The following is an 18,197-nucleotide window of genomic DNA, read 5'->3' as shown; positions in this document are numbered from 1 at the left end:
GGTTCCGTTCTCACTCGCACTGGTATTGGCTGAGCGCCCATTCGCCGGTCACCGAGAGAAGGTCGGATATCTTCCAGTCGCCATCGACTTTCCTGAATTTCCACTCCAGCCGGTGCGGGTTGCCGGCGACGACGAAGGCGACGACGACCTTGGCCTCGTCGCCTTTGATCGCTTCGATGGTCTTCAGGCTGTTGTCGATCTCCGCCTTGTCGTATTCGGAATTGTCGAGTGCCATGTTGGGATCGAGGCACTCGCCCTGCCCCGACTTGCGGAGCGCATCGCTCTTGTCGAGCACCGACTTTGCCGGGTCGGTGAAATGGCCCCGCTGAGCCGGATCGACCTCGAGCCCGGCATGCTCGTAGAACGGCTTCACCACCGCGGTCGGCGAGCCCGGCTGCACGGCTGCGGCCGGCGCGTCTTCTGCCGGCGGCGAAACTGCCGGCGGAGGTGCCGCACTGTCGGCCGGCGCGTTTGCGGGCGGCGCGCCGAACAGGCCCTGAGCGGCGGCGCTGCTCAATCCGGCCAGCAGGCACGCAGTCGCCAGAACCCAGGGACGGCAGCGGAGCACGGCATCACTCCGGCGACTGCCCGGCAAGGCATTCGAGCGCACTCAGGGTCCAGCCGCTGGTCTTCGAGGTGATGTCGGCGATCTTCCAATGGCCGTCGATCTTCTTCAACGACCAGACCATTTCGCGTTTGGAATCATCGCCTTCCGGAAAAAGGTTGAACGTCGCCGTCACCTCGGCGCTGTCGCCATCCAGCGTTTCGGCCAGCGTCAGCGTCTTGGCCACGGTCTTCTCGTCATAGTCCTGCGCATCGAGACCAGGGGCGAAGTCGATGCAGGGAACTTCATCCGGATGGTTCTTTGCGGCATTGTCGTTCAGTTCGAACAGTTTCGTCACCGGTGCGGTGAAGCGGTCGCGATATTGCGCATCGGCCTCGAATTTGACCGACGGGACATAAAAGAACTTCACGGCGTTGGCAGCAGGGCCGGCAAACGCGGCCGCCGGCACTGCCATCGAAAGCGCGGCAACAAAAAGTGGCAGTTTCATGGGTGTCCCCGATTGTTCACTGACGGAAGCTATCAGTACCACGCATCTTGCCCGTCGGCTTTCTTGCGGTCCATGAAATCCTGCAACGTCTCGTCTGCTGGCAACTCAGGCGTTCAGCCAGACATCCTGGAGATCCATCTCGAAGGTTTGGTGGACACCGTAGTTCTTCACCTTCTCATTCATGTGGCTGAACAGCTTCTGCCAAAACGGCTGAATGATGACGCCCGAATCCTGCAGGATCTGCTCGATGTCCTTCATGACCTCGCGGCGCTTTTCCACGTCGATGAGCGAAAGAGCCTGCTTGAGCTTGGCGTCGAAATCAGGGTTCGAGTAGCCGGTTTCGTTCCAGGCCTCGCCGGTGCGATAGCCGAGCGCCAACACCTGTACGCCAAGCGGGCGCATGTACCAGATGGTCATCGAATAGGGGTATTTCGTCCAGTCGTTCCAGAAGGTCGACCCCGGCAGCACGGTGCGCTTCACCTTGATCCCGGCATCGCGCAACTGGCCGGCAATAGCGTCGCCGGTGTTCTTTTGCCAATCGTCCTCGACGGTGATCAGTTCATGCTCGAAGTCGTCCTGCCCGGCATCGGCCATAAGCTTCCTGGCGCCCGCGGCGTCGCGTGTCTTCTTGGGCAGCGCGTAGTATTCCGGATGAATCGGGCTGACGTGGTGGTTTTCACCAACAGTGCCTCGCCCGGCGTAGCCAAGTTCGAGCACCGCTTTGTTGTCGACGGCCATCTGGAGGGCGTTGCGAACCCGCTTGTCGTCATAGGGCTTGTTCGTGATGTTGGTCCGGGCGACGAGCGTGGTCGCTGTCGCGACCTCCGATTTGACCAGCCCCATCTTGTCGAGGATGTCTATGAAGTCGGCCGGCGTCTCGAAGTTGAGGTCGATTTCGCCGGAGTCGAATGCATTTATCGAGGCGTTGAAATCGGTTCCGTAGTCGATGAATTCGACGCCGTCGAGAAGCGCTTCACCGCCCCACCATTTGCCATTCTCACGACGCTTGACGACCGCTTTCTGGCCGACCGCATAAGACACCAGTTCGAACGGCCCGGTGCCAATCGGCTTCTCAATCGGATTGGCGCCGTCGGCGTCGAAGTTGCGATGGACCACCAGCGCCGGATAGTCGGTGAAGTTCGGGATCAGCGAGATGTCCGGTTCGTTCAGCTTCAGCTTCACCGTGTTGTCGTCGACCTTGGTGATCGCCCCTTCCCTGGCCTTGCCGGTCTTTGCATCGATCAGCGCACCGACGCGCGCGGCCATCGAATTGCCGGCGGCAGCCTTCTCGCACCAGCGCGTCAGATTGTAGGCCACGTCATCGGCGTTGAAAGCATCGCCGTTGTTCCAGGCGATGCCCTTGCGCACATGCAGCACGTATTCGGTGGCGTCGTCGTTGACCTCCCAGCCTTCGAGCAGAACCGGCTCGAATGTGAACTGGCGAGTGTAGCGGACAAGCGGCTCGAGCCAGCAGCGTGAAATGTTCGCAAGTTCCACCCAGTCGTAGGTGCGCGTGTCCTTTTGCGCCTTCACCGACATCGAAACGTGCAGCGTTCCGCCTTTCTTCGGCTCTTCAGCCAAAGCCCGCTCCGGCACGGCAAGTCCAATCATGCCGTAGGCAAGGGCCGTCGATGCGCCGAAAGCGCTTGCCAGGGCCAGAAACTCCCGCCGGTCGACGCGACCGGCGCGCGCCTCGCTGGCCATTGCTTCGATGGCGCTCGGTACGCGATCGCCGTTGCTTCTGAAGAGTGTCATTTTTTCCTCCCTTATGGTTCGCATCGGGTCTTCGCCCGTGATCAACTAACGCTGTCCGGCAGTTTCTCCTCGCGCCGCGCAATCAAATCTTTGAGACCATCGGCGATGTCCTCATCGAGCTTCGGCTCCTCATAATCGGCGAGCATGTTGCGCGCTTTCTCGCGGCCGCGGGTGTCGTGGTCCTTTGCTCCTTCCGCCTTCCACTGTTCGAACGAATTGAAGTCCATGATGCTCGGTATGAAGAAGGCGGACTCGAAATGTTCAAGCGTGTGCTGGGTGCCGAGGAAATGGCCCTGTGGTCCGACCTCGCGGATAGCCGCCATAGCCTCCTTGAAATCGTCGAATGGCAGCCCGCCAGCATATTTGTACCAGCCGACAAGCTGCTCGCAGTCGGTGGCAAATTTCGAATAGCCGCAGGTCAGGCCGGCCTCGAGCCAACCGGCAGAGTGCCAGATGTAGTTGGCGCCGGCAAGGATGGCGGCATGCATCAGCATGTTCGCCTCGTAGCCCGCCTGGGCGTCGTTCAGCTTCGAGCCGACATGGAAACCGGACGTGCGCCACGGCAGACGATACTTCCGCGCCAGCGCGCCCATGAGATACATCATCTGGGCCGCCTCCGGCGTGCCGCCCATGGGAGCGCCGGTCTTCATGTCGACCGTCACCATGAACTGTCCGTAGATCTGCGGCGAACCCGGACGCAGGAGCTGTGTGAACGCGACGCCCGCCAGCGCTTCGGCATTGACCTGCGCGACCGCACCGACGGCAGAGGCCGAAGTCGAGGCGCCGCAAAGGGCGAAGGGGGCGAGGATCAGCGGCTGGTTGTGGCGCGCATAGACTTTCATCGCGTCCAGCATGGTGGCGTCCCACACCAGCGGCGAATTGCAGTTGGTGATCGACACCAGGACCGGGTTGTCGCGGACATAGTCCTCGCCGAACACGATGCCTGCCATCGCCATCGTGTCTTCGGCTCGATCCTTGGAGGTCACGATGCCCATGAACGGCTTGTCGGAGTGCTTCAGCGCCGAATGGATGATGTGGAGGTGACGTTTCGGCACCGCGATTTCCATCGGCTCGCAGATGATCGAGCTCGACGAATGCAGCGCCGGCGCCATGTAGGCGAGCTTGTGGAAATTGTTGAGGTCGGCGAGTGTGCCGTAGCGCCTGTTGTTGTCGAGGTCGCGCACGTAAGGCGCCCCGTACATCGGCACGAAGACGGAGTTGTTTCCACCCACACGTACGGAACGCTGGGGATTCCTCGCATTGAGCGTGAACTCCGACGGGACCTTCGAGATGAGCTCCATCAGCAGGGCGCGGTCGATCCGGACCCTTGTCTCCGAGACATCGGCGCCCGCCGCCTTCCACATTGCGATCGCCTCATCGTCGCGGAACTCGCATCCCACTTCTTCGAGGATGGAGAGCGACTCCTGGTGGATCAGCTCAACCGCCTCGTCCGGAACCATCTGATAGACGGGAATCTGGCGGACCAGGGTTGGAAACGACGCTATGGGCGCGCCCCGCAGCGCCTTGCGCCCCAGGCGGCCACCGCTGCGGCGGTTGGTGTGTTCGCTCACTTCAACGGCCGGTGCGTTCATGAAGGCTCCATATTCCTGTTGGTGACCAATCTAGCCAGACAAAATGCGGCTGTGACGCTGGAAAATCCTGATCTCTTGTATAAGCTCAGCTTATGCGAAGCTTGCGCCACCTGCTGCCGTCAGCCGGCAGCCTGATCGTTTTCGAGGCCGCCGGGCGGCTGTCGAGCTTTACCGCCGCCGGGCGCGAGCTCGGCATGACGCAGGCTGCCGTCTCCTATGCGATCCGCGGGCTCGAAGAGCAGCTCGGCGCGAAACTCTTCCAGCGCCGCCACCGGCAAGTCAGCCTGACCGAGGCCGGCGACCGCTTCCATGCCGACGTCTCGCTCGGCCTGTCGCACATTCGCAAGTCGGCGGAGGATCTGCGCCAGATCGCCGTCGGTGCGCATGTGACGCTCGCCGCCTCGACCGCCTTCGCCTCGTTCTGGATGATGCCGCGCCTGCAGCAGTTTCGCGACGAATTGCCGGGCATCGACCTGCGCATCCAGACCGCCGACCGCGATCTCGACATCATCGCCGAAGACATCCCGCTCGGCGTGCGCGGCGGCGAGCCCAAGGAATGGCCGGATTATCATTCGCTGCCGCTGGCCGATGAGGTGATATTCCCCGTTGCCGGCGTTAGTTATGTGGCACGGTTCGGGCTGCCGGAGCGTGTCGCGGACCTTCAATCGCACCGCCTTATCCATCTTGAAGAGCCGTTTCGCGAGGCCGCGAGCTGGGACGAATGGTTCGCCTCGGCCGGTGTCGACATCGCCGATGCCGGACGCGGCTTGCGCATCAACGACTATGCGCTGGTGATCCAGGCAGTCATGGAAGGGCAAGGCATCGCGCTCGGCTGGGGTCACCTCGCCGAGCGGCTGCTGGCATCAGGGCTGCTGGTGCGCGTCACCGGCCACACGATGACGACCGGCAAGGGCTTTCATGTCATCTGGTCGAAGAACCGCGAACTCAGCGACAACGCCCGCAAGGTGCGGGACTGGCTGGCGGCGCAGGCGTGAGGCCGATAAATGCCCGGTCAAACGGTCACGACGATCTTGCCGAATTGCTCGTTCGATTCGAGATAGCGGTGCGCCTCGACGATCTGGTCGAACGGAAAGGTTCTGGCGATTGCCGGCTTCAGCGAACCCGAGCTCAGTCCGTCAAGGATGAACGCCTTGGCGGCCTGCAGCCGGACCGGATCGCGCACGATCTCATGGACGAGATAACCGCGCATCGTCAGTGTCTTTGCCAGCACTGCAGGTAGTGGAAAGGGTGTCGGGTCGAGGCTCAAGCCGCCATATTCGATGAGAATGCCACCCGGTGCCATCGCCGCCGTCAGAGGCTTGAAAATCGGGCCGCCGACGGCATCGAACACCACGCGCACGCCGTCCGGGCCGGCGATTCGCTTCAGCCTGGCTTCCAGGTCCTCCTCTGCCGAGGCGATGACGTGGGCCGCGCCGAACTCAAGCAAAGCCCGCTTCTTGGCGGACGTCCGTGTGACCGCGATCGTGGTCGCGCCAACCATGTTGGCGATCTGGATCGCCGCCAGTCCGACGCTGCTCGATGCCGCAGTGATGACAACAAAGTCCTCCCTGCCGAGTTTGGCAATGTCGATCAGCGCACCGTAGGCGGTGAGATATTGCATCCACGCTGCGGCGGCTTCTTCCCAACTCAGCGATGGTGGATGCTTGACGACGAGCTCGGCGGGATATGTGGCAATCTCACCATAGGCAGGCCAGCGGGCCATCGATAATGGCGGCACGATGCTGACGGCATCGCCAGGCGCAAACCCGTCCACGCCTTCGCCGACCATCTCGACGATACCCGCCGCCTCGAGCCCAAGACCGGAAGGCAACGGCGCGGTCTGGATGTAGGTCCCCGAACGCAGCAGCGCCTCGGCGCGGTTTATACCCAACGCCTTGACGCGGATCTGAATCTCACCGCTCGCGGGCGCAGGCGTGTCAACATTCTCGATGCGCAGGACCTCGGGACCACCGAGCTCATGAAAGCGAACGACACGTGCCATCGGTCACAACTCCAAAATATTTGAACTGAATCAGCTATGCCAGCGCTCATCAGGCGGATAAATAGCCGCTTGAGTAGAGCAGCAGAAACTGTGGGTTTTGAATATGGATCGCCTTACGAGCATGGCCGTGTTCGTCAAAGCCGTCGACCTGGGCTCGTTCGCAGCCGCGGCGGCGGCTCTCGATCTGTCCGGGCCGATGGTCGGCAAGCATGTCCGGTTTCTCGAGGAGCGCCTGAGCGTGCGCCTCATCAACCGGACCACGCGCCGCCAAAGCCTGACCGATTTCGGGCGCGCCTATTATGAACGCTGCCGGTTGGTGCTTGCCGAAGCGGAGGCCGCGGATGCACTCGCCGCCGACCAGCTTGCCGAACCGCGCGGAAAACTGCGTGTCCTCATGCCGGTGCATTTCGGCCGGCGCTGCGTTGCCCCGATCCTGTTCGGGCTTGCGCAGCAATATCCGGCGCTGGAACTTGACCTGTCGTTCAGCGACACCATCGCCGATCTGGCAGAGGACGGCTGCGATCTTGCCATTAGAACGGGCGACCTGGAGGACCAGGCCGGGGTAATGGCGCGTCGCATCGCGCGCCAGCACATGGTCGTCTGCGCGTCGCCGTCCTATCTCGACCGGCACGGCGAGCCACATGAAATCGATGACCTCGGCAGCCATCACGCGATCATCTACCGCCGTTCCGGGCGTGCCGTTCAGCCGTGGCTGTTTCCGCGCAACGGCCAGCCCGCGGCAGAGGTCAGGCCCGTCAGCAGATTACGGCTCGACGATCTCGATGCCATCGCCGATGCCGCGGCCGCCGGCATGGGGCTCGCCTGGCTGCCATACTGGCTGGTTCGCCAGCGCATCCAGGTGGGCGCGCTTGTCCTGCTATTGCCGGAACAATCCCGGTTTCTCTACGACGTTCATGCCCTGTGGTTGCAGACGCGTCATCTGCCGATGAAAGTCCGCCTTGCCGCCGATGCACTGTCGGCAGCGCTGCCCAAGCTCATGACTTGAAGTGCACGGCCGCGGTCGGCTGCGTGGATTTCCTCGAGAACGACTCGACGCAAGCGCAAGCCGTTCGAGGCGAGGCTTCGTCGATCGGCTCGGCAGCGCCGCTATCGATCCGCTCGCGCCTCGCATTGGGCGACAGTGCCCCCGAGATCCGCATCGAGGGTGTCCGCGATCAAGCCTGCGGCGGCACCTGCGGCGCAGTGGTAGAAACACGAAACTATATGGTCAGGTTTCGAATATACAGGAGATAAAATAGAAAAACTGTTAGCAATATCGAAATAACCGTCCAAATAGTAAACCAAATTATTCTCGCAATACGACTCTTTCGACGCTGTATCCATCGAGCGAAATTTACCATCAAGTAATCTAGGATGACGTCCAAATGTCGCCTCCAACGGCCATTCGCTTCGGATTTTGGCCTTCGTCCGACTAATTCTAATAAGTCAATTGGGGGCCAAGCCCATTCACTTCAACAATATTCCTATCTCTATATCGTGGCGGGACAGCACCCGGACAGCACCCCCCTCTGGCGGAGCAACGGAGCAGTCTCACTGCCTTGCAACGGTCAACGCTATTCTCCCTCTCCCGCATCGACCACGAATCCGCCTATAGTGCCCCATGCCCATCCGCCAGCTTTCCGAAACGATGATCAACCAGATCGCCGCCGGCGAAGTCATCGAGCGTCCGGCAAGCGTGGTCAAGGAACTGGTCGAGAACGCGCTGGATGCAGGCGCTACCAGAGTCGAGATCGTCACCGCCGGCGGCGGGCTGAACCTGATCCGCGTCAGCGACGACGGCTCGGGCATTCCGGAAAAGGAACTGGCGCTGGCGATTGCGCGCCATTGCACCTCCAAGCTCGCCGACGACATTCACGACATCCGCTCGCTCGGCTTCCGCGGCGAGGCCTTGCCGTCGATCGGCTCGGTGGCGCGGCTGTCGATCCGCTCGCGCACCGCGTCCAGTGAAAACGCCGCCGAGATCGGCATCGACGGCGGCCGCGTCTCCGCGGTCAGGCCGGCGGCGGCCAATCGCGGCACCACGGTCGAGGTGCGCGACCTGTTCTTCGCCACGCCCGCAAGGCTCAAATTCATGAAGGGCGAGCGCGCCGAAAGCTCGGCCATCGGCGACGTGGTCAAGCGCATCGCCATCGCCTTCCCCGCCGTGCGCTTCACCTTGGCCGGCCCGGACCGCTCGACGCTGGAACTGCCGGCGACCGACGACAGCCCGGAAGGCCGGCTGCGCCGGGTGGCACAGGTGATGGGCGCCGACTTTCCCGACAATGCGATCGCCATCGACGCGATGCGGGACGGCGTGCATCTCGCCGGCCATGTCTCGGTCCCCTCCTTCACCCGCGCCAACGCGCTGCAGCAATACGCTTATGTCAACGGCCGCCCGGTGCGTGACAAACTGATCGCCGGCGCCATTCGCGGCGCCTTCGCTGACGTGCTGCCGCGCGACCGCCATGCCGTCACCGTGCTGTTCCTGACGCTCGATCCGGTGATCGTCGATGTCAATGTCCATCCGGCCAAGGCAGACGTGCGCTTCCGCGACCCGGGGCTGGTGCGCGGGCTGATCGTCGGCGCTATCCACGAAGCGCTGGCCAATGCCGGCATCCGCGCCGCCACCACCGGGGCCGCCGGCATGATGGCGGCGTTCCGGCCAGGCGCCGCATCCTATGCGCATGGTGGCCCGGCCAACGGTCACCGCAGCTACGAGGCCGCCTATCGGGCATCGGGCTTTTCCGGGTTCGATCCTGCCCATTCGCCGCAGCGGCCGCTCGACATGGGCGACGGCTTCGGCGAGGACGAGCAGGCGGCCTTCGACGCCGGGCCGCTGCACAGCGCCGATGCGCGCGCCGGGCAAAACGAAGCGGCGGAAACGCTGCTCGGCACGGCGCTGGGCGCGGCGCGCGCACAAGTGCACGAGAATTATATCGTCGCCCAGACCAGGGATTCGCTTGTCATTGTCGACCAGCATGCGGCGCATGAGCGGCTGGTCTACGAGGCCTTGAAGAACGCCCTCCACTCACGCGCGGTGCCGTCGCAGATGCTGCTGTTGCCCGAGATTGTCGATCTGCCGGAAGAGGATGCCGAGCGGCTTGCCATACACTCCGAGACGCTGGCCCGCTTCGGCCTCGGCATCGAGCGCTTCGGCCCCGGCGCCGTCGCGGTGCGCGAGACGCCGTCGATGCTCGGCGAGACCAACGTCCAGCAGCTGGTGCGCGATCTCGCCGACGAGATCGCCGACAACGACACGGTCGACACGCTGAAGGAGCGGCTGGACAAAATAGCCGCGACCATGGCCTGCCACGGCTCGGTACGTTCCGGCCGCCTGCTCAAACCGGAAGAGATGAACGCGCTGCTGCGCCAGATGGAGGCGACGCCGGGCTCCGGCACCTGCAACCACGGCCGCCCGACCTATATCGAACTCAAGCTGGCGGATATTGAGCGGTTGTTCGGGCGGCGGTGAGAAACTCGCAGGGCGCAGCCCCCACCCGGACCTTCGGTCCGACCTCCCCACAAGGGGGAGGTAGGGAGCCTATCCGCCGACGCCTCGCGAGGAGCTTACCCTCGCCCTTGTGGGGAGGGTCGCTGCGAAGCAGCGGGGTGGGGGTACGAAAAGAGCCGCTGTACAGCGGCTCTTTTCGAGTCAGGCACAGCCCCAAACCCTTTGCTCATCTCTTCAAATTCACCACAATGACGCCGCCCAGCGCCAGCGCGCCGCCGAAGATGCCGAGCAGCGTCGGCACCTCGCCCAGCCAGAAGAAGCCGATCAGCGTCGCCATCGGCGACACCAGATAGAGGAAGTTCGAGGCACGCGCCGCGGGCAGCCGGGAAAGCGCTGTTGCCCATGCGGCATAGGCGATCAGGCTGGGCACGATGCCGAGAAAGATGACGGCGCCGAGCCCGGCCGCATCGGCGACCGCCGCCTGCGCCAGACCGCTCGGCAGGAACGGCGACAGGCAGAGCGCGCCAAGCACCATGTTCGAGGCCGAGATCGTCAGCGGGTGATGGCGGGCAAACAGCGGCTTCTGGACGATGGTGTTGACGGCCGAGCACAGCGCCGAGCCGAGGACAAGCAGCGCACCATTGTTGAAATGCAGCCCTTGCCCCTCGCCCATGGCGATGATGCCGATACCGGCGAAGGACAGGAATGTGCCGGCCCAGGCCAGGCCCGAGAAGCGTTCGCCGAGCAGCGCCATGGCCATGATGGCGGTGAAGATCGGGCTGACGTTGATGATGAAGCCGGCCGCACCGGCCGAAACGGTCAGCTCGCCGAAATTGAGCATCACCGTGTAGAGTGCGACGAAGACGGCACCACCGAAGACAAAGCGCCAGAGTTCATCGAGCCTGGGCAGTGCCGGCCGCTTGACCGCGAGGAAGATCGCCGCCGGAACCGCGGCGATGGCAAAGCGCAGCGCGCCAAGCTCCAGCGGCCCGAAAGCGGCAAGGCCGGCGCGGATCGCCGGAAAGGCGGAGGCCCAGCCGACGACCGTCAGCGCCACCGCGATGGCAGCCGTGGCATCCATGCGCTGTGTCGTATTCAACGTGCCGGTGTAAGCGCTCATTTGGGTGTCCTCGCGATCCAATGCCATGAAGTAGAGAAACGCTATTGCGGGTCGGTTGACAAACGAACAAATCGAGGATCACCTGTGACTATGGATCACAGCTTAGACCCGATGCTGCCGCTCGAAACGCTGCGCGCCTTCGACGCCGCGGCTCGGACCGGCAGCTTTTCGGCGGCCGCCGAGAAGCTCAACATCACCCACGGCGCCGTCAGCCGGCAGATCGCCAAGCTCGAGGGTTGGCTCGGGCTGAAAGTCTTCGATCGCGGCGCGCGCGGCGTCTCGCTGACCATCGAGGGCAACCGGCTGCATCTGCGCACCACCGAAGCCTTTGCCCTGATCGCCAGCAATTCGGACCGTTGGGTCGAGCCGCGCGGCACGGCGGTGGTGCGGCTGACCTCGATCCCCTCGGTCAGCGGGCTGTGGCTGATGCCGCGCATGGCGGCGCTGGAGAACCACCCGTCCAAGCTGCGTATCGTGCTCGACGTCGACATCCGCCAGGGCGATCTTGCCGACGAGGGCATCGACCTGTCGATCCGCTGCGGGCGCGGTCGCATTCCGGGCCGGATCTCGGTGCAGCTTTTCGAAGAATATGTGTTCCCTGTCGCCTCGCCGGAATTGGCCAGAGAGATCGGTCGCGGAGACCCCGCCCGACTGCTCGAATTTCCGGTGATCAATGATTCCGACGCTTCGGCCTGGCGCGCCTGGTTTGCCGCGCAGGAGATGGACTATCGGCCGCGGCCGCACGACCGCCGTTTCGAGGACTACAACCTCGTGCTCGACGCCGCCGCGCACGGGCTCGGTATTGCGCTGGCACGTCCGCCGTTGACGGTGGACCAATTGAAATCGGGCCGCATCGTCGCCGTAGACGAGCGCGGTGCGCTAAGCCCGATATCCTACTGGCTCGACCGGCCGCTGGGGCGCCCGCGCGCCGCCGCCGCCGAACTCGCCCGGCGCATCGCCGTCCAGGCCGGGCTGGCAGCGGAGAAGATCGAGCAGTTTATCACGGCCGAGGAATGAGATGCCGGCATCCAGTTTGCCGGCTTGACCTCGCCGCAATTTGTGGCGATGACATCGTCATGAATTTCGGCACCACCCCATGATGAACCGTTTCGAAGGACCCGGCGGCAAGGAAGCCCGCATCCGCTATCTCGACGGCGACTTCCAGGTGACCAGCCCCGGCGCCTTCGTGCGCTGCGCGGTGACCGGCGAGAGCATCCCGCTCGACGAGCTCAAATATTGGAGTGTCGCCAGGCAGGAACCCTATGTGAACGCCGCTGCCTCGCTGCGCCGCGAGATCGAAGCGCATCCGGAACTGCGCCGCCGACGCTAGTCCAGCGCAAATGGAAGCCGCCCCGTTGCGATCCTGCGCCGTCTGCCGCGATGTCAGGCCGGCAACACCGAAACCTTAGAGGCTATCTTGAAATAAAAAACCCGCCTCAGGCTCGAGGGCGGGTCACCGGCGAATCATCACCATATTTAAATTACTAGCATAGCTGCCGGCACAAAGCAAGAACAAAATACGTTCGACCGGCGGAAAGCTGCAAATTCCGGTCCCGCATTGCCTCGGTGCTCAAGCTTCTGGTCAGCCTTTAAGCCGGCGCTGCCGCCAGGTATCCAGCGTCTCGTCGATGATGCGTTGCGGCACATGGTCGAGCTCGAAGACGGTGTCGATCTCCAGCACATCGAGCCCGTCGAGGAATTCCGGCGGCGCCGCGCCGTGACGCAGGCGGGCAGCGTCCTTGGCGGTGGTAATGAGGCCAAGCCCGGCTTTACGCGCTGTCACCGCCAATTCGGCAAGCTCGTCCGCACTGTAGAAATGATGGTCAGGAAACGATTTGGTCAGCGCAAGCTCGCCGCCGGCCTCGCGGACAGTGTCGAAAAACCTGTCGGGATGGCCAATGCCGGCGAACGCCAGGAAACGCCTGCCGGCCAGCGTCACTTTGCTGCTCGGGGCAGTGTGCGCCTCGAAGATCGGCCTGCCGGCGCGCGCTGCCTGGCGCACGACCGTGTCGGCCGCGGTGCCCTCGCCCATCTTCAGCAAGGCGCTGGTGAAGACCAGTTGGTCGACGATGTTTGCCCGCAGGGGCCCGCCGGGGATGACGCGGCCATTGCCGATGCCATGGCGCGCATCGACAACGACCAGCGCATAGTCGATGTGGATGCGCGCGCTCTGAAAACCGTCATCCATGATCAGGAAATCGCAGCCGAGCTTCTCCAGCAGAAGCCTGGCGCCGGCGGCCCGGTTCGGCGTCACCGCGACCGGCGCATGTTCGGCCAGAAGCAGCGGCTCGTCGCCGACATGCTTGGCGGCGTCATGGTGCGGATCGACGATATGCGGCTGCGCAAACGAGCCGCCATGGCCGCGCGACAGGAAACCCGGATTGAGCTGCATGCGCCGGGCCTGCTCGGCCAATGCGATCGCCACCGGCGTCTTGCCGGTGCCGCCGACGGTGAAGTTGCCGACGCAAAGCACCGGCGCCTCGACCTTTTCGCGCGGCGCGTGCCGCATGCGGCGACCGGCGACAAGCGCATAGATGGCGGAGAGCGGCGACAGCGCCGTGACCCGCCAGTCCGGCTCTTCCCACCAGAAGGGTGGCGCTTCCGAGGTCACGTCAGCGCCCGTTCGCGCCCTTCAGGCGCGACTTGACGACCAGCGGCTGGATATAGGGCTCGAGCGACCTGAGCGTATGCGCCAGCGCACCGCGCATCTCGTCGACCGTCGCCGCACCCGCCGCCATCATCTCATGGCGGGCCGCCTCGTTGGTCAAAAGGAAATTAACGGCGCCGGCCAGCATATCGCGGTCGCGCACCAGCTTGGCGCCGCCGCTATCGAGCAGGCGCTGATAGGCCTCGCGAAAATTCTGGACGTTGCGGCCGGCAAGCACCGCTGTCTCCAGCATGGCTGGCTCCAGCGGGTTCTGGCCGCCCTCGGAAGTCAGCGAACGGCCGACAAAGGCGATTTCCGTCAGCCTCAGATAAAGCCCCATCTCGCCGATCGTGTCGCCGAGCAGAATATCGGTGTCGGAGGTGATCCTGTCGCCCTTGCTGCGCTGCGCCAGCTTCAGGCCCATGCCGGAAATCTGGGCGGCCAGCTGCCCGGCGCGATCGGGATGGCGCGGCACGATGATCGTCAAAAGCCCGTGGTGGCGCTTGTGCAGCATGGCGTGGACTTCGGCGGCGACCGCCTCTTCGCCGTCATGGGTCGAGGTCGCCGCCCAGGTCGGGCGACCGCCGATCTGGCGTTTCAGCGCCGCCAACGCCCGCTCGTCGGCCGGCGGCGGCGCGGTGTCGACCTTGAGATTGCCGGATACGGTGACCGGCCGGGCGCCGAGCGACAGGAAGCGCTCGCCATCGAGATCCGACTGGGCGACGACATGGGCAAGATTTTCGAACAATGCTTCGGCAATGTTGGCGCGCTTCTTCCAGGACTTGAAGGAGCGGTCGGACAGCCTGCCGTTGACCAGAACCTGCGGCACGCGGCGGGCGCCGAGTTCCAGGATGGTCATCGGCCAGATCTCCGATTCGGCGATGATCGCCAGGTCCGGCTGCCAATGGTCGAGGAAGCGGCTGACCGCCGGCTTGAGGTCGAGCGGCACATATTGGTGGATGATGCGGTCGCCCAGCCGTTCTTCGGCGACCTGCGCCGAGGTGACCGTGCCCGTCGTCAGCACGATGTTGACGCCGTAATCGAGAATGCTCTCGACCAGCGGCACGACGGCGATGGTCTCGCCGACGCTGGCTGCATGGATCCAGATCACCGGGCCTTCGGGACGCTCGCGTCCGGCGACGCCGTAGCGTTCACGCCGGCGAATGCGGTCCTCCTTGCCTCTGGAAGTTCGCCAGGCGACGTAAGGTCCGACCAGCGGGTAAGCGGCGGCCCCGGCGAAGCGGTAGGCCGTCAGGAAGGCGCGGGCCCAGCGCATACTCATTTCGGACCGTCCACAAGGCGATAGGCCTCGGCGGTCGCGGCATTGAGCGAGGCTGTGACCTCCTGGCGCTTGCGTTCCATTTCCGCGGCGTCGGCGTTGGCTGGCACGAAGACAGGCGTGCCGACGACAATCGAGGAGCGGCCGAAGGGCAAGTTGATCGTCGTCTTGTCCCAGCTGCCCTCGATCACCTTGCGGCGGCTGGTGGCTATCGCGGCAGGCAGGATCGGCCGGCCGGACAGCCGCGCCAGAAGGACGACGCCGAGCCCCGCATCGCGCGGCGTGCCGTGGGGAATATCAGCAATCATGGCGACATTCTTGCCGGTGGCGAGCGACTTTTTGAGGGCGATGAGCGCCTTGGCCCCGCCCTTATCGAGATGCCTTGCGCTTTCGCGCCCGCCAGAGCCGCGCACCGCCTCGATGCCGAATTTCTCGACCATCAGCGCGTTGAGCTCGGCATCGGCGCTGCGCGATACCATGGCAACCAGCGGCCGTCCCTTGGGATAGTAGGCCGGGGTCAGCAGGTGCTGGCCGTGCCAGAGCGCGATGATGCCAGGCTCGAGCTGCGCATAGGCACCGCCGGAAAACTTGGCCGATCCGTCAACCATGCGGTTGGTCAAGCGGACAAGGCGGACGAAATACGCAAACAGCGCGGCAAGCGCATTCTTGACGAATCGCGACTGCGCCAGCGGTTCGCGGATCTTGCGCCAGAACGTCTTCGGCTTGCGACGTCTGACCGCCGACCGCGGGGCTGATCGCTTGACCGCTTCATGGTTCATCGATGTCAACCGACAGCCTTGTTTTCGGGGTCGAGCAGGCGGTGCAGGTGAACGACGAAATAGCGCATATGGGCATTGTCGACGCTAGCTTGCGCCTTGGCCTTCCAGACGGCGTGCGCCGATTGATAGTCCGGATAGATGCCGACAATATCGAGCGCGTCGAGATCGCGGAATTCGGTGCCGCCCAGCTTCTTGAGTTCGCCGCCGAACACCAGGTGCAAAAGCTGTTTCTTTCCGTCTTCAGCGGCCATGTCGATCCTTCACATATCGTGAGTTTGGGACAGGTCTAGACCAAAGCCGCCGACTTTGGAACTACTGATAGTGGTCAATCGTCCAGCCCGGCGATGACGCCGGCGAGCACGGCGAGGAGTTCGCCGCTGCCGGCGGCGAGCGGTCCGTGACGGATCACTTCGCCGGCATAGAGCGGCGCGCGGCCATGCCGATCGAGCAAGGCGCCGCCTGCCTCGCGCAGGATGAGATCGGCCGCGGCGATGTCCCAGTCATGCGCGTTGGCCTTGACGAAGGTGGCATCGAGCTGGCCGCCGGCGATCATCGCCAGCCGGTAGGCGAGCGAAGGAATATAGAGCACGCGCTTCAGCCGTTTGTGCCATTTCGCCGGCATCAGGTCGATCATCGCCTTCGGTCCGGCGATTTCGGCCGTTTCCGACGGCGGACGCACGCTGATGCGCCTGCCATTCAGGAACGCGCCCTCGCCGGGCAGCGCCCAATAGATTTCGCCCTTCGCCGGGCAGTCGAGCACGCCGGCAAGCGTTCGGCCGTTCTCGACCACAGCGACGCTGACGCACCATGTGGGCAGCCCTTCGAGGAAGCCGCGCGTGCCGTCGATCGGATCGACGACAAAGGTGCGGCGCGCGACGAGCCTTACCGGGTCGTCGACGGTTTCCTCCGACAGCCAGCCATAATCCGGCCGGGCCGCCAGCAAGGTCTCGCGCAGATATTTGTCGGCGGCGTGATCGGCTTCGCTGACCGGCGAGGTGCCGCCCTTCATCCACACCTGCGGATTGTTGTTGAAGTACTGCATGGCGATGAGCCCCGCCGCGCGGGCGGCATCGCGCAGCAGCTGCAGGTCTTCAGTAGCGCCGGCCGAGACGGCCGGGTCAAGCTCCGGCAAGGGTCATTCCTTCGATCAAAAGCGTGGGCGCGGCAGTGCCGAAATTGCGGTCGAGATCGCTTGCCGGAACCATGTTGAGGAACATCGTCTTCAGATTGGAGGCGATGGTCACCTCGGCGACGGGATAGGCCAGCTCGCCATTTTCGATCCAGAAGCCGGAAGCGCCGCGGCTATATTCGCCCGTCACCATGTCGACGCCCTGGCCGAACACTTCGGTGACGTAGAAGCCGGTCTTGAGCGACTTGATCAGCTCTTCCGGCGTATTTTCCCCGGGCTCGATGGCGAGATTGGTCGACGACGGCGAGACCGACGAGCCGCTGCGCGAGCCGCGCCCATTGGTGACGAGGCCGAGTTCCCGAGCCGCCGAAGTCGACAGGAACCAGTGGTTGAGCACGCCCTTGTCGACCATGAACAGTTTTTCGCCCTCGACGCCTTCGCCGTCGAACGGGCGCGAGGCCTGTCCACGGCGCCGGAGCGGCTCGTCGGTGACGGTGATTGCGGCCGAAGCCACCTTCTTGCCCATCATGTCGCGGAGAAAGCTGGTCTTGCGCGCGACCGCGGCGCCATTGATGGCACCGGCAAGGTGGCCGGCAATGCCGCGCGCCACACGCGGATCGAACACCACGTCGACCGGCCCGGTCGCCGCCTTGCGCGCGCCAATGCGGCGTACAGCGCGCTCACCGGCCTTGCGGCCTATGTCTTCCGGCGCGTCGAGATCGGAAAAATGCTGGCGCGAGGAGAATTCGTAGTCGCGCTCCATGCCGGTGCCCTCGCCGGCGATCACGCTGGTCGAGCGTGAAAAACGCGAGGCGAGGTAATGGCCGACGAAGCCGTGCGAGGTAGCGAGCACCAGGCCGCCGAGCCCGGCACTGGCGCCACTGCCGGCCGAATTGGTGACGCCCTTGACGGCAAGCGCCGCCGCTTCGGCGGCAAGCGCTGCTTCCTTCAATTGATCGGCCGACACCTCGGTGGCGTCGAACAGATCGAGGTCGCGCGGCGTCTTGACCAGCAAGGCCGGGTCAGCGAGGCCTTGATAGGGATCTTCGGGCGACACCTTGGCCATGGCGACGGCACGCTCGGCCAGCATATTGGGGTCGGATGCCGCCGTTGCCGAAACGCTCGCCACGCGTTTGCCGACGAAGACGCGCAGCGAGACGTCCTCGCTCTCGGACGCCTCTGTGCCTTCGACCTTGCCAAGCCGCACCGACACGCCGGTCGAGCGGCCGCGTACCGCAACGGCATCGGCGGCATCGGCGCCGGCCCGTTTGGCAGCCTCGACCAGGGCCGCGACGCGATCGGTCAGTTTCGCTGCGTCGAGCGTATCGGTCATGCGCATGATCCTGTTATTTTCGGCCCGCAATAGGGCAGCCGCTGCTGCACCATCTATT

The 18,197-nt window shown here is 64.2% G+C and carries 17 protein-coding genes; 5 read left to right on the top strand and 12 right to left on the bottom strand.

Translation table 11 applies throughout. From position 1 onward, the window contains the following. Window positions 1-10: 10 nt before the first annotated feature. The 4 genes from NKJ20_RS22395 to NKJ20_RS22380 all read right to left on the bottom strand — a co-directional run bounded on the left by NKJ20_RS22395 (window position 11) and on the right by NKJ20_RS22380 (window position 4,399). Entirely contained in the window at window positions 11-568 is a 558-nt protein-coding gene (locus NKJ20_RS22395) for a hypothetical protein (RefSeq protein ID WP_352747027.1), read from the bottom strand. A 4-nt stretch (window positions 569-572) separates the two neighbouring features. Further along, window positions 573-1,052, bottom strand: a complete 480-nt coding sequence (locus NKJ20_RS22390) for a DUF3828 domain-containing protein (RefSeq protein WP_352747026.1) — start codon at window positions 1,050-1,052, stop codon at window positions 573-575. Between the two features lie 105 nt (window positions 1,053-1,157). Next, window positions 1,158-2,807 carry an ABC transporter substrate-binding protein gene (locus NKJ20_RS22385; RefSeq protein WP_352747024.1) on the bottom strand — a complete coding sequence of 550 codons (1,650 nt, stop codon included), beginning with the start codon at window positions 2,805-2,807 and terminating at the stop codon, window positions 1,158-1,160. 41 nt (window positions 2,808-2,848) lie between these two features. Next, window positions 2,849-4,399 carry a trimethylamine methyltransferase family protein gene (locus tag NKJ20_RS22380; RefSeq protein ID WP_352747021.1) on the bottom strand — a complete coding sequence of 517 codons (1,551 nt, stop codon included), beginning with the start codon at window positions 4,397-4,399 and terminating at the stop codon, window positions 2,849-2,851. A gap of 92 nt (window positions 4,400-4,491) precedes the next feature. Between NKJ20_RS22380 and NKJ20_RS22375 the strand changes: the two genes are divergently transcribed. After that, window positions 4,492-5,394 carry a LysR substrate-binding domain-containing protein gene (locus NKJ20_RS22375; RefSeq protein WP_023674388.1) on the top strand — a complete coding sequence of 301 codons (903 nt, stop codon included), beginning with the start codon at window positions 4,492-4,494 and terminating at the stop codon, window positions 5,392-5,394. Window positions 5,395-5,411: 17 nt separating this feature from the next. On the opposite strand, the gene NKJ20_RS22370 is transcribed toward NKJ20_RS22375, so the two are convergent. Beyond that, complete coding sequence (locus NKJ20_RS22370; protein ID WP_352747018.1) at window positions 5,412-6,401, bottom strand: zinc-dependent alcohol dehydrogenase family protein; 990 nt, start codon at window positions 6,399-6,401, stop codon at window positions 5,412-5,414. A 103-nt stretch (window positions 6,402-6,504) separates the two neighbouring features. On the opposite strand from NKJ20_RS22370, the gene NKJ20_RS22365 reads away from it, so the two are divergent. After that, window positions 6,505-7,407: a LysR family transcriptional regulator gene (locus tag NKJ20_RS22365; RefSeq protein WP_352747016.1), complete on the top strand. Its 903-nt coding sequence runs from the start codon at window positions 6,505-6,507 to the stop codon at window positions 7,405-7,407. A 615-nt stretch (window positions 7,408-8,022) separates the two neighbouring features. Then, window positions 8,023-9,873: a DNA mismatch repair endonuclease MutL gene (gene mutL / locus NKJ20_RS22360; protein ID WP_352747014.1), complete on the top strand. Its 1,851-nt coding sequence runs from the start codon at window positions 8,023-8,025 to the stop codon at window positions 9,871-9,873. A gap of 205 nt (window positions 9,874-10,078) precedes the next feature. Here the strand turns inward: mutL and NKJ20_RS22355 are convergent, their stop codons facing one another. After that, window positions 10,079-10,972 carry a DMT family transporter gene (locus NKJ20_RS22355; RefSeq protein WP_352452286.1) on the bottom strand — a complete coding sequence of 298 codons (894 nt, stop codon included), beginning with the start codon at window positions 10,970-10,972 and terminating at the stop codon, window positions 10,079-10,081. Window positions 10,973-11,062: 90 nt separating this feature from the next. On the opposite strand from NKJ20_RS22355, the gene NKJ20_RS22350 reads away from it, so the two are divergent. Together NKJ20_RS22350 and NKJ20_RS22345 are read left to right on the top strand one after the other, a co-directional pair. Beyond that, window positions 11,063-11,989 (top strand): LysR substrate-binding domain-containing protein, encoded by a 927-nt coding sequence (locus tag NKJ20_RS22350; protein ID WP_352747011.1) that lies wholly within the window; start codon window positions 11,063-11,065, stop codon window positions 11,987-11,989. A gap of 79 nt (window positions 11,990-12,068) precedes the next feature. After that, a complete protein-coding gene (locus tag NKJ20_RS22345; RefSeq protein ID WP_031211156.1) occupies window positions 12,069-12,302 on the top strand; it encodes a DUF2093 domain-containing protein in 234 nt (77 codons plus the stop codon). 252 nt (window positions 12,303-12,554) lie between these two features. Here NKJ20_RS22345 and lpxK read toward each other — a convergent pair whose 3' ends face one another. The 6 genes from lpxK to NKJ20_RS22315 all read right to left on the bottom strand — a co-directional run bounded on the left by lpxK (window position 12,555) and on the right by NKJ20_RS22315 (window position 18,139). Continuing rightward, window positions 12,555-13,583, bottom strand: a complete 1,029-nt coding sequence (gene lpxK / locus NKJ20_RS22340; protein ID WP_352747008.1) for a tetraacyldisaccharide 4'-kinase — start codon at window positions 13,581-13,583, stop codon at window positions 12,555-12,557. 1 nt (window position 13,584) lies between these two features. After that, window positions 13,585-14,901 carry a lipid IV(A) 3-deoxy-D-manno-octulosonic acid transferase gene (waaA, locus tag NKJ20_RS22335; protein ID WP_352747005.1) on the bottom strand — a complete coding sequence of 439 codons (1,317 nt, stop codon included), beginning with the start codon at window positions 14,899-14,901 and terminating at the stop codon, window positions 13,585-13,587. Continuing rightward, complete coding sequence (locus NKJ20_RS22330) at window positions 14,898-15,677, bottom strand: lysophospholipid acyltransferase family protein (protein ID WP_352465435.1); 780 nt, start codon at window positions 15,675-15,677, stop codon at window positions 14,898-14,900. The genes waaA and NKJ20_RS22330 overlap by 4 nt, the downstream gene beginning before the upstream one ends. Before the next feature lie 5 nt (window positions 15,678-15,682). After that, complete coding sequence (locus NKJ20_RS22325; protein WP_023674378.1) at window positions 15,683-15,928, bottom strand: DUF4170 domain-containing protein; 246 nt, start codon at window positions 15,926-15,928, stop codon at window positions 15,683-15,685. Window positions 15,929-16,002: 74 nt separating this feature from the next. Then, complete coding sequence (locus NKJ20_RS22320) at window positions 16,003-16,809, bottom strand: 3'(2'),5'-bisphosphate nucleotidase CysQ (RefSeq protein ID WP_352747002.1); 807 nt, start codon at window positions 16,807-16,809, stop codon at window positions 16,003-16,005. Then, a complete protein-coding gene (locus tag NKJ20_RS22315) occupies window positions 16,796-18,139 on the bottom strand; it encodes a TldD/PmbA family protein (protein WP_352747000.1) in 1,344 nt (447 codons plus the stop codon). Before NKJ20_RS22315 ends, NKJ20_RS22320 begins: the two co-directional genes overlap by 14 nt. Between the last annotated feature and the right edge of the window lie 58 nt (window positions 18,140-18,197).

This window comes from Mesorhizobium sp. M0185, from assembly GCF_040322175.1.
Lineage (GTDB): Bacteria > Pseudomonadota > Alphaproteobacteria > Rhizobiales > Rhizobiaceae > Mesorhizobium.
This window is presented reverse-complemented; position numbering and strand designations above follow the sequence as displayed.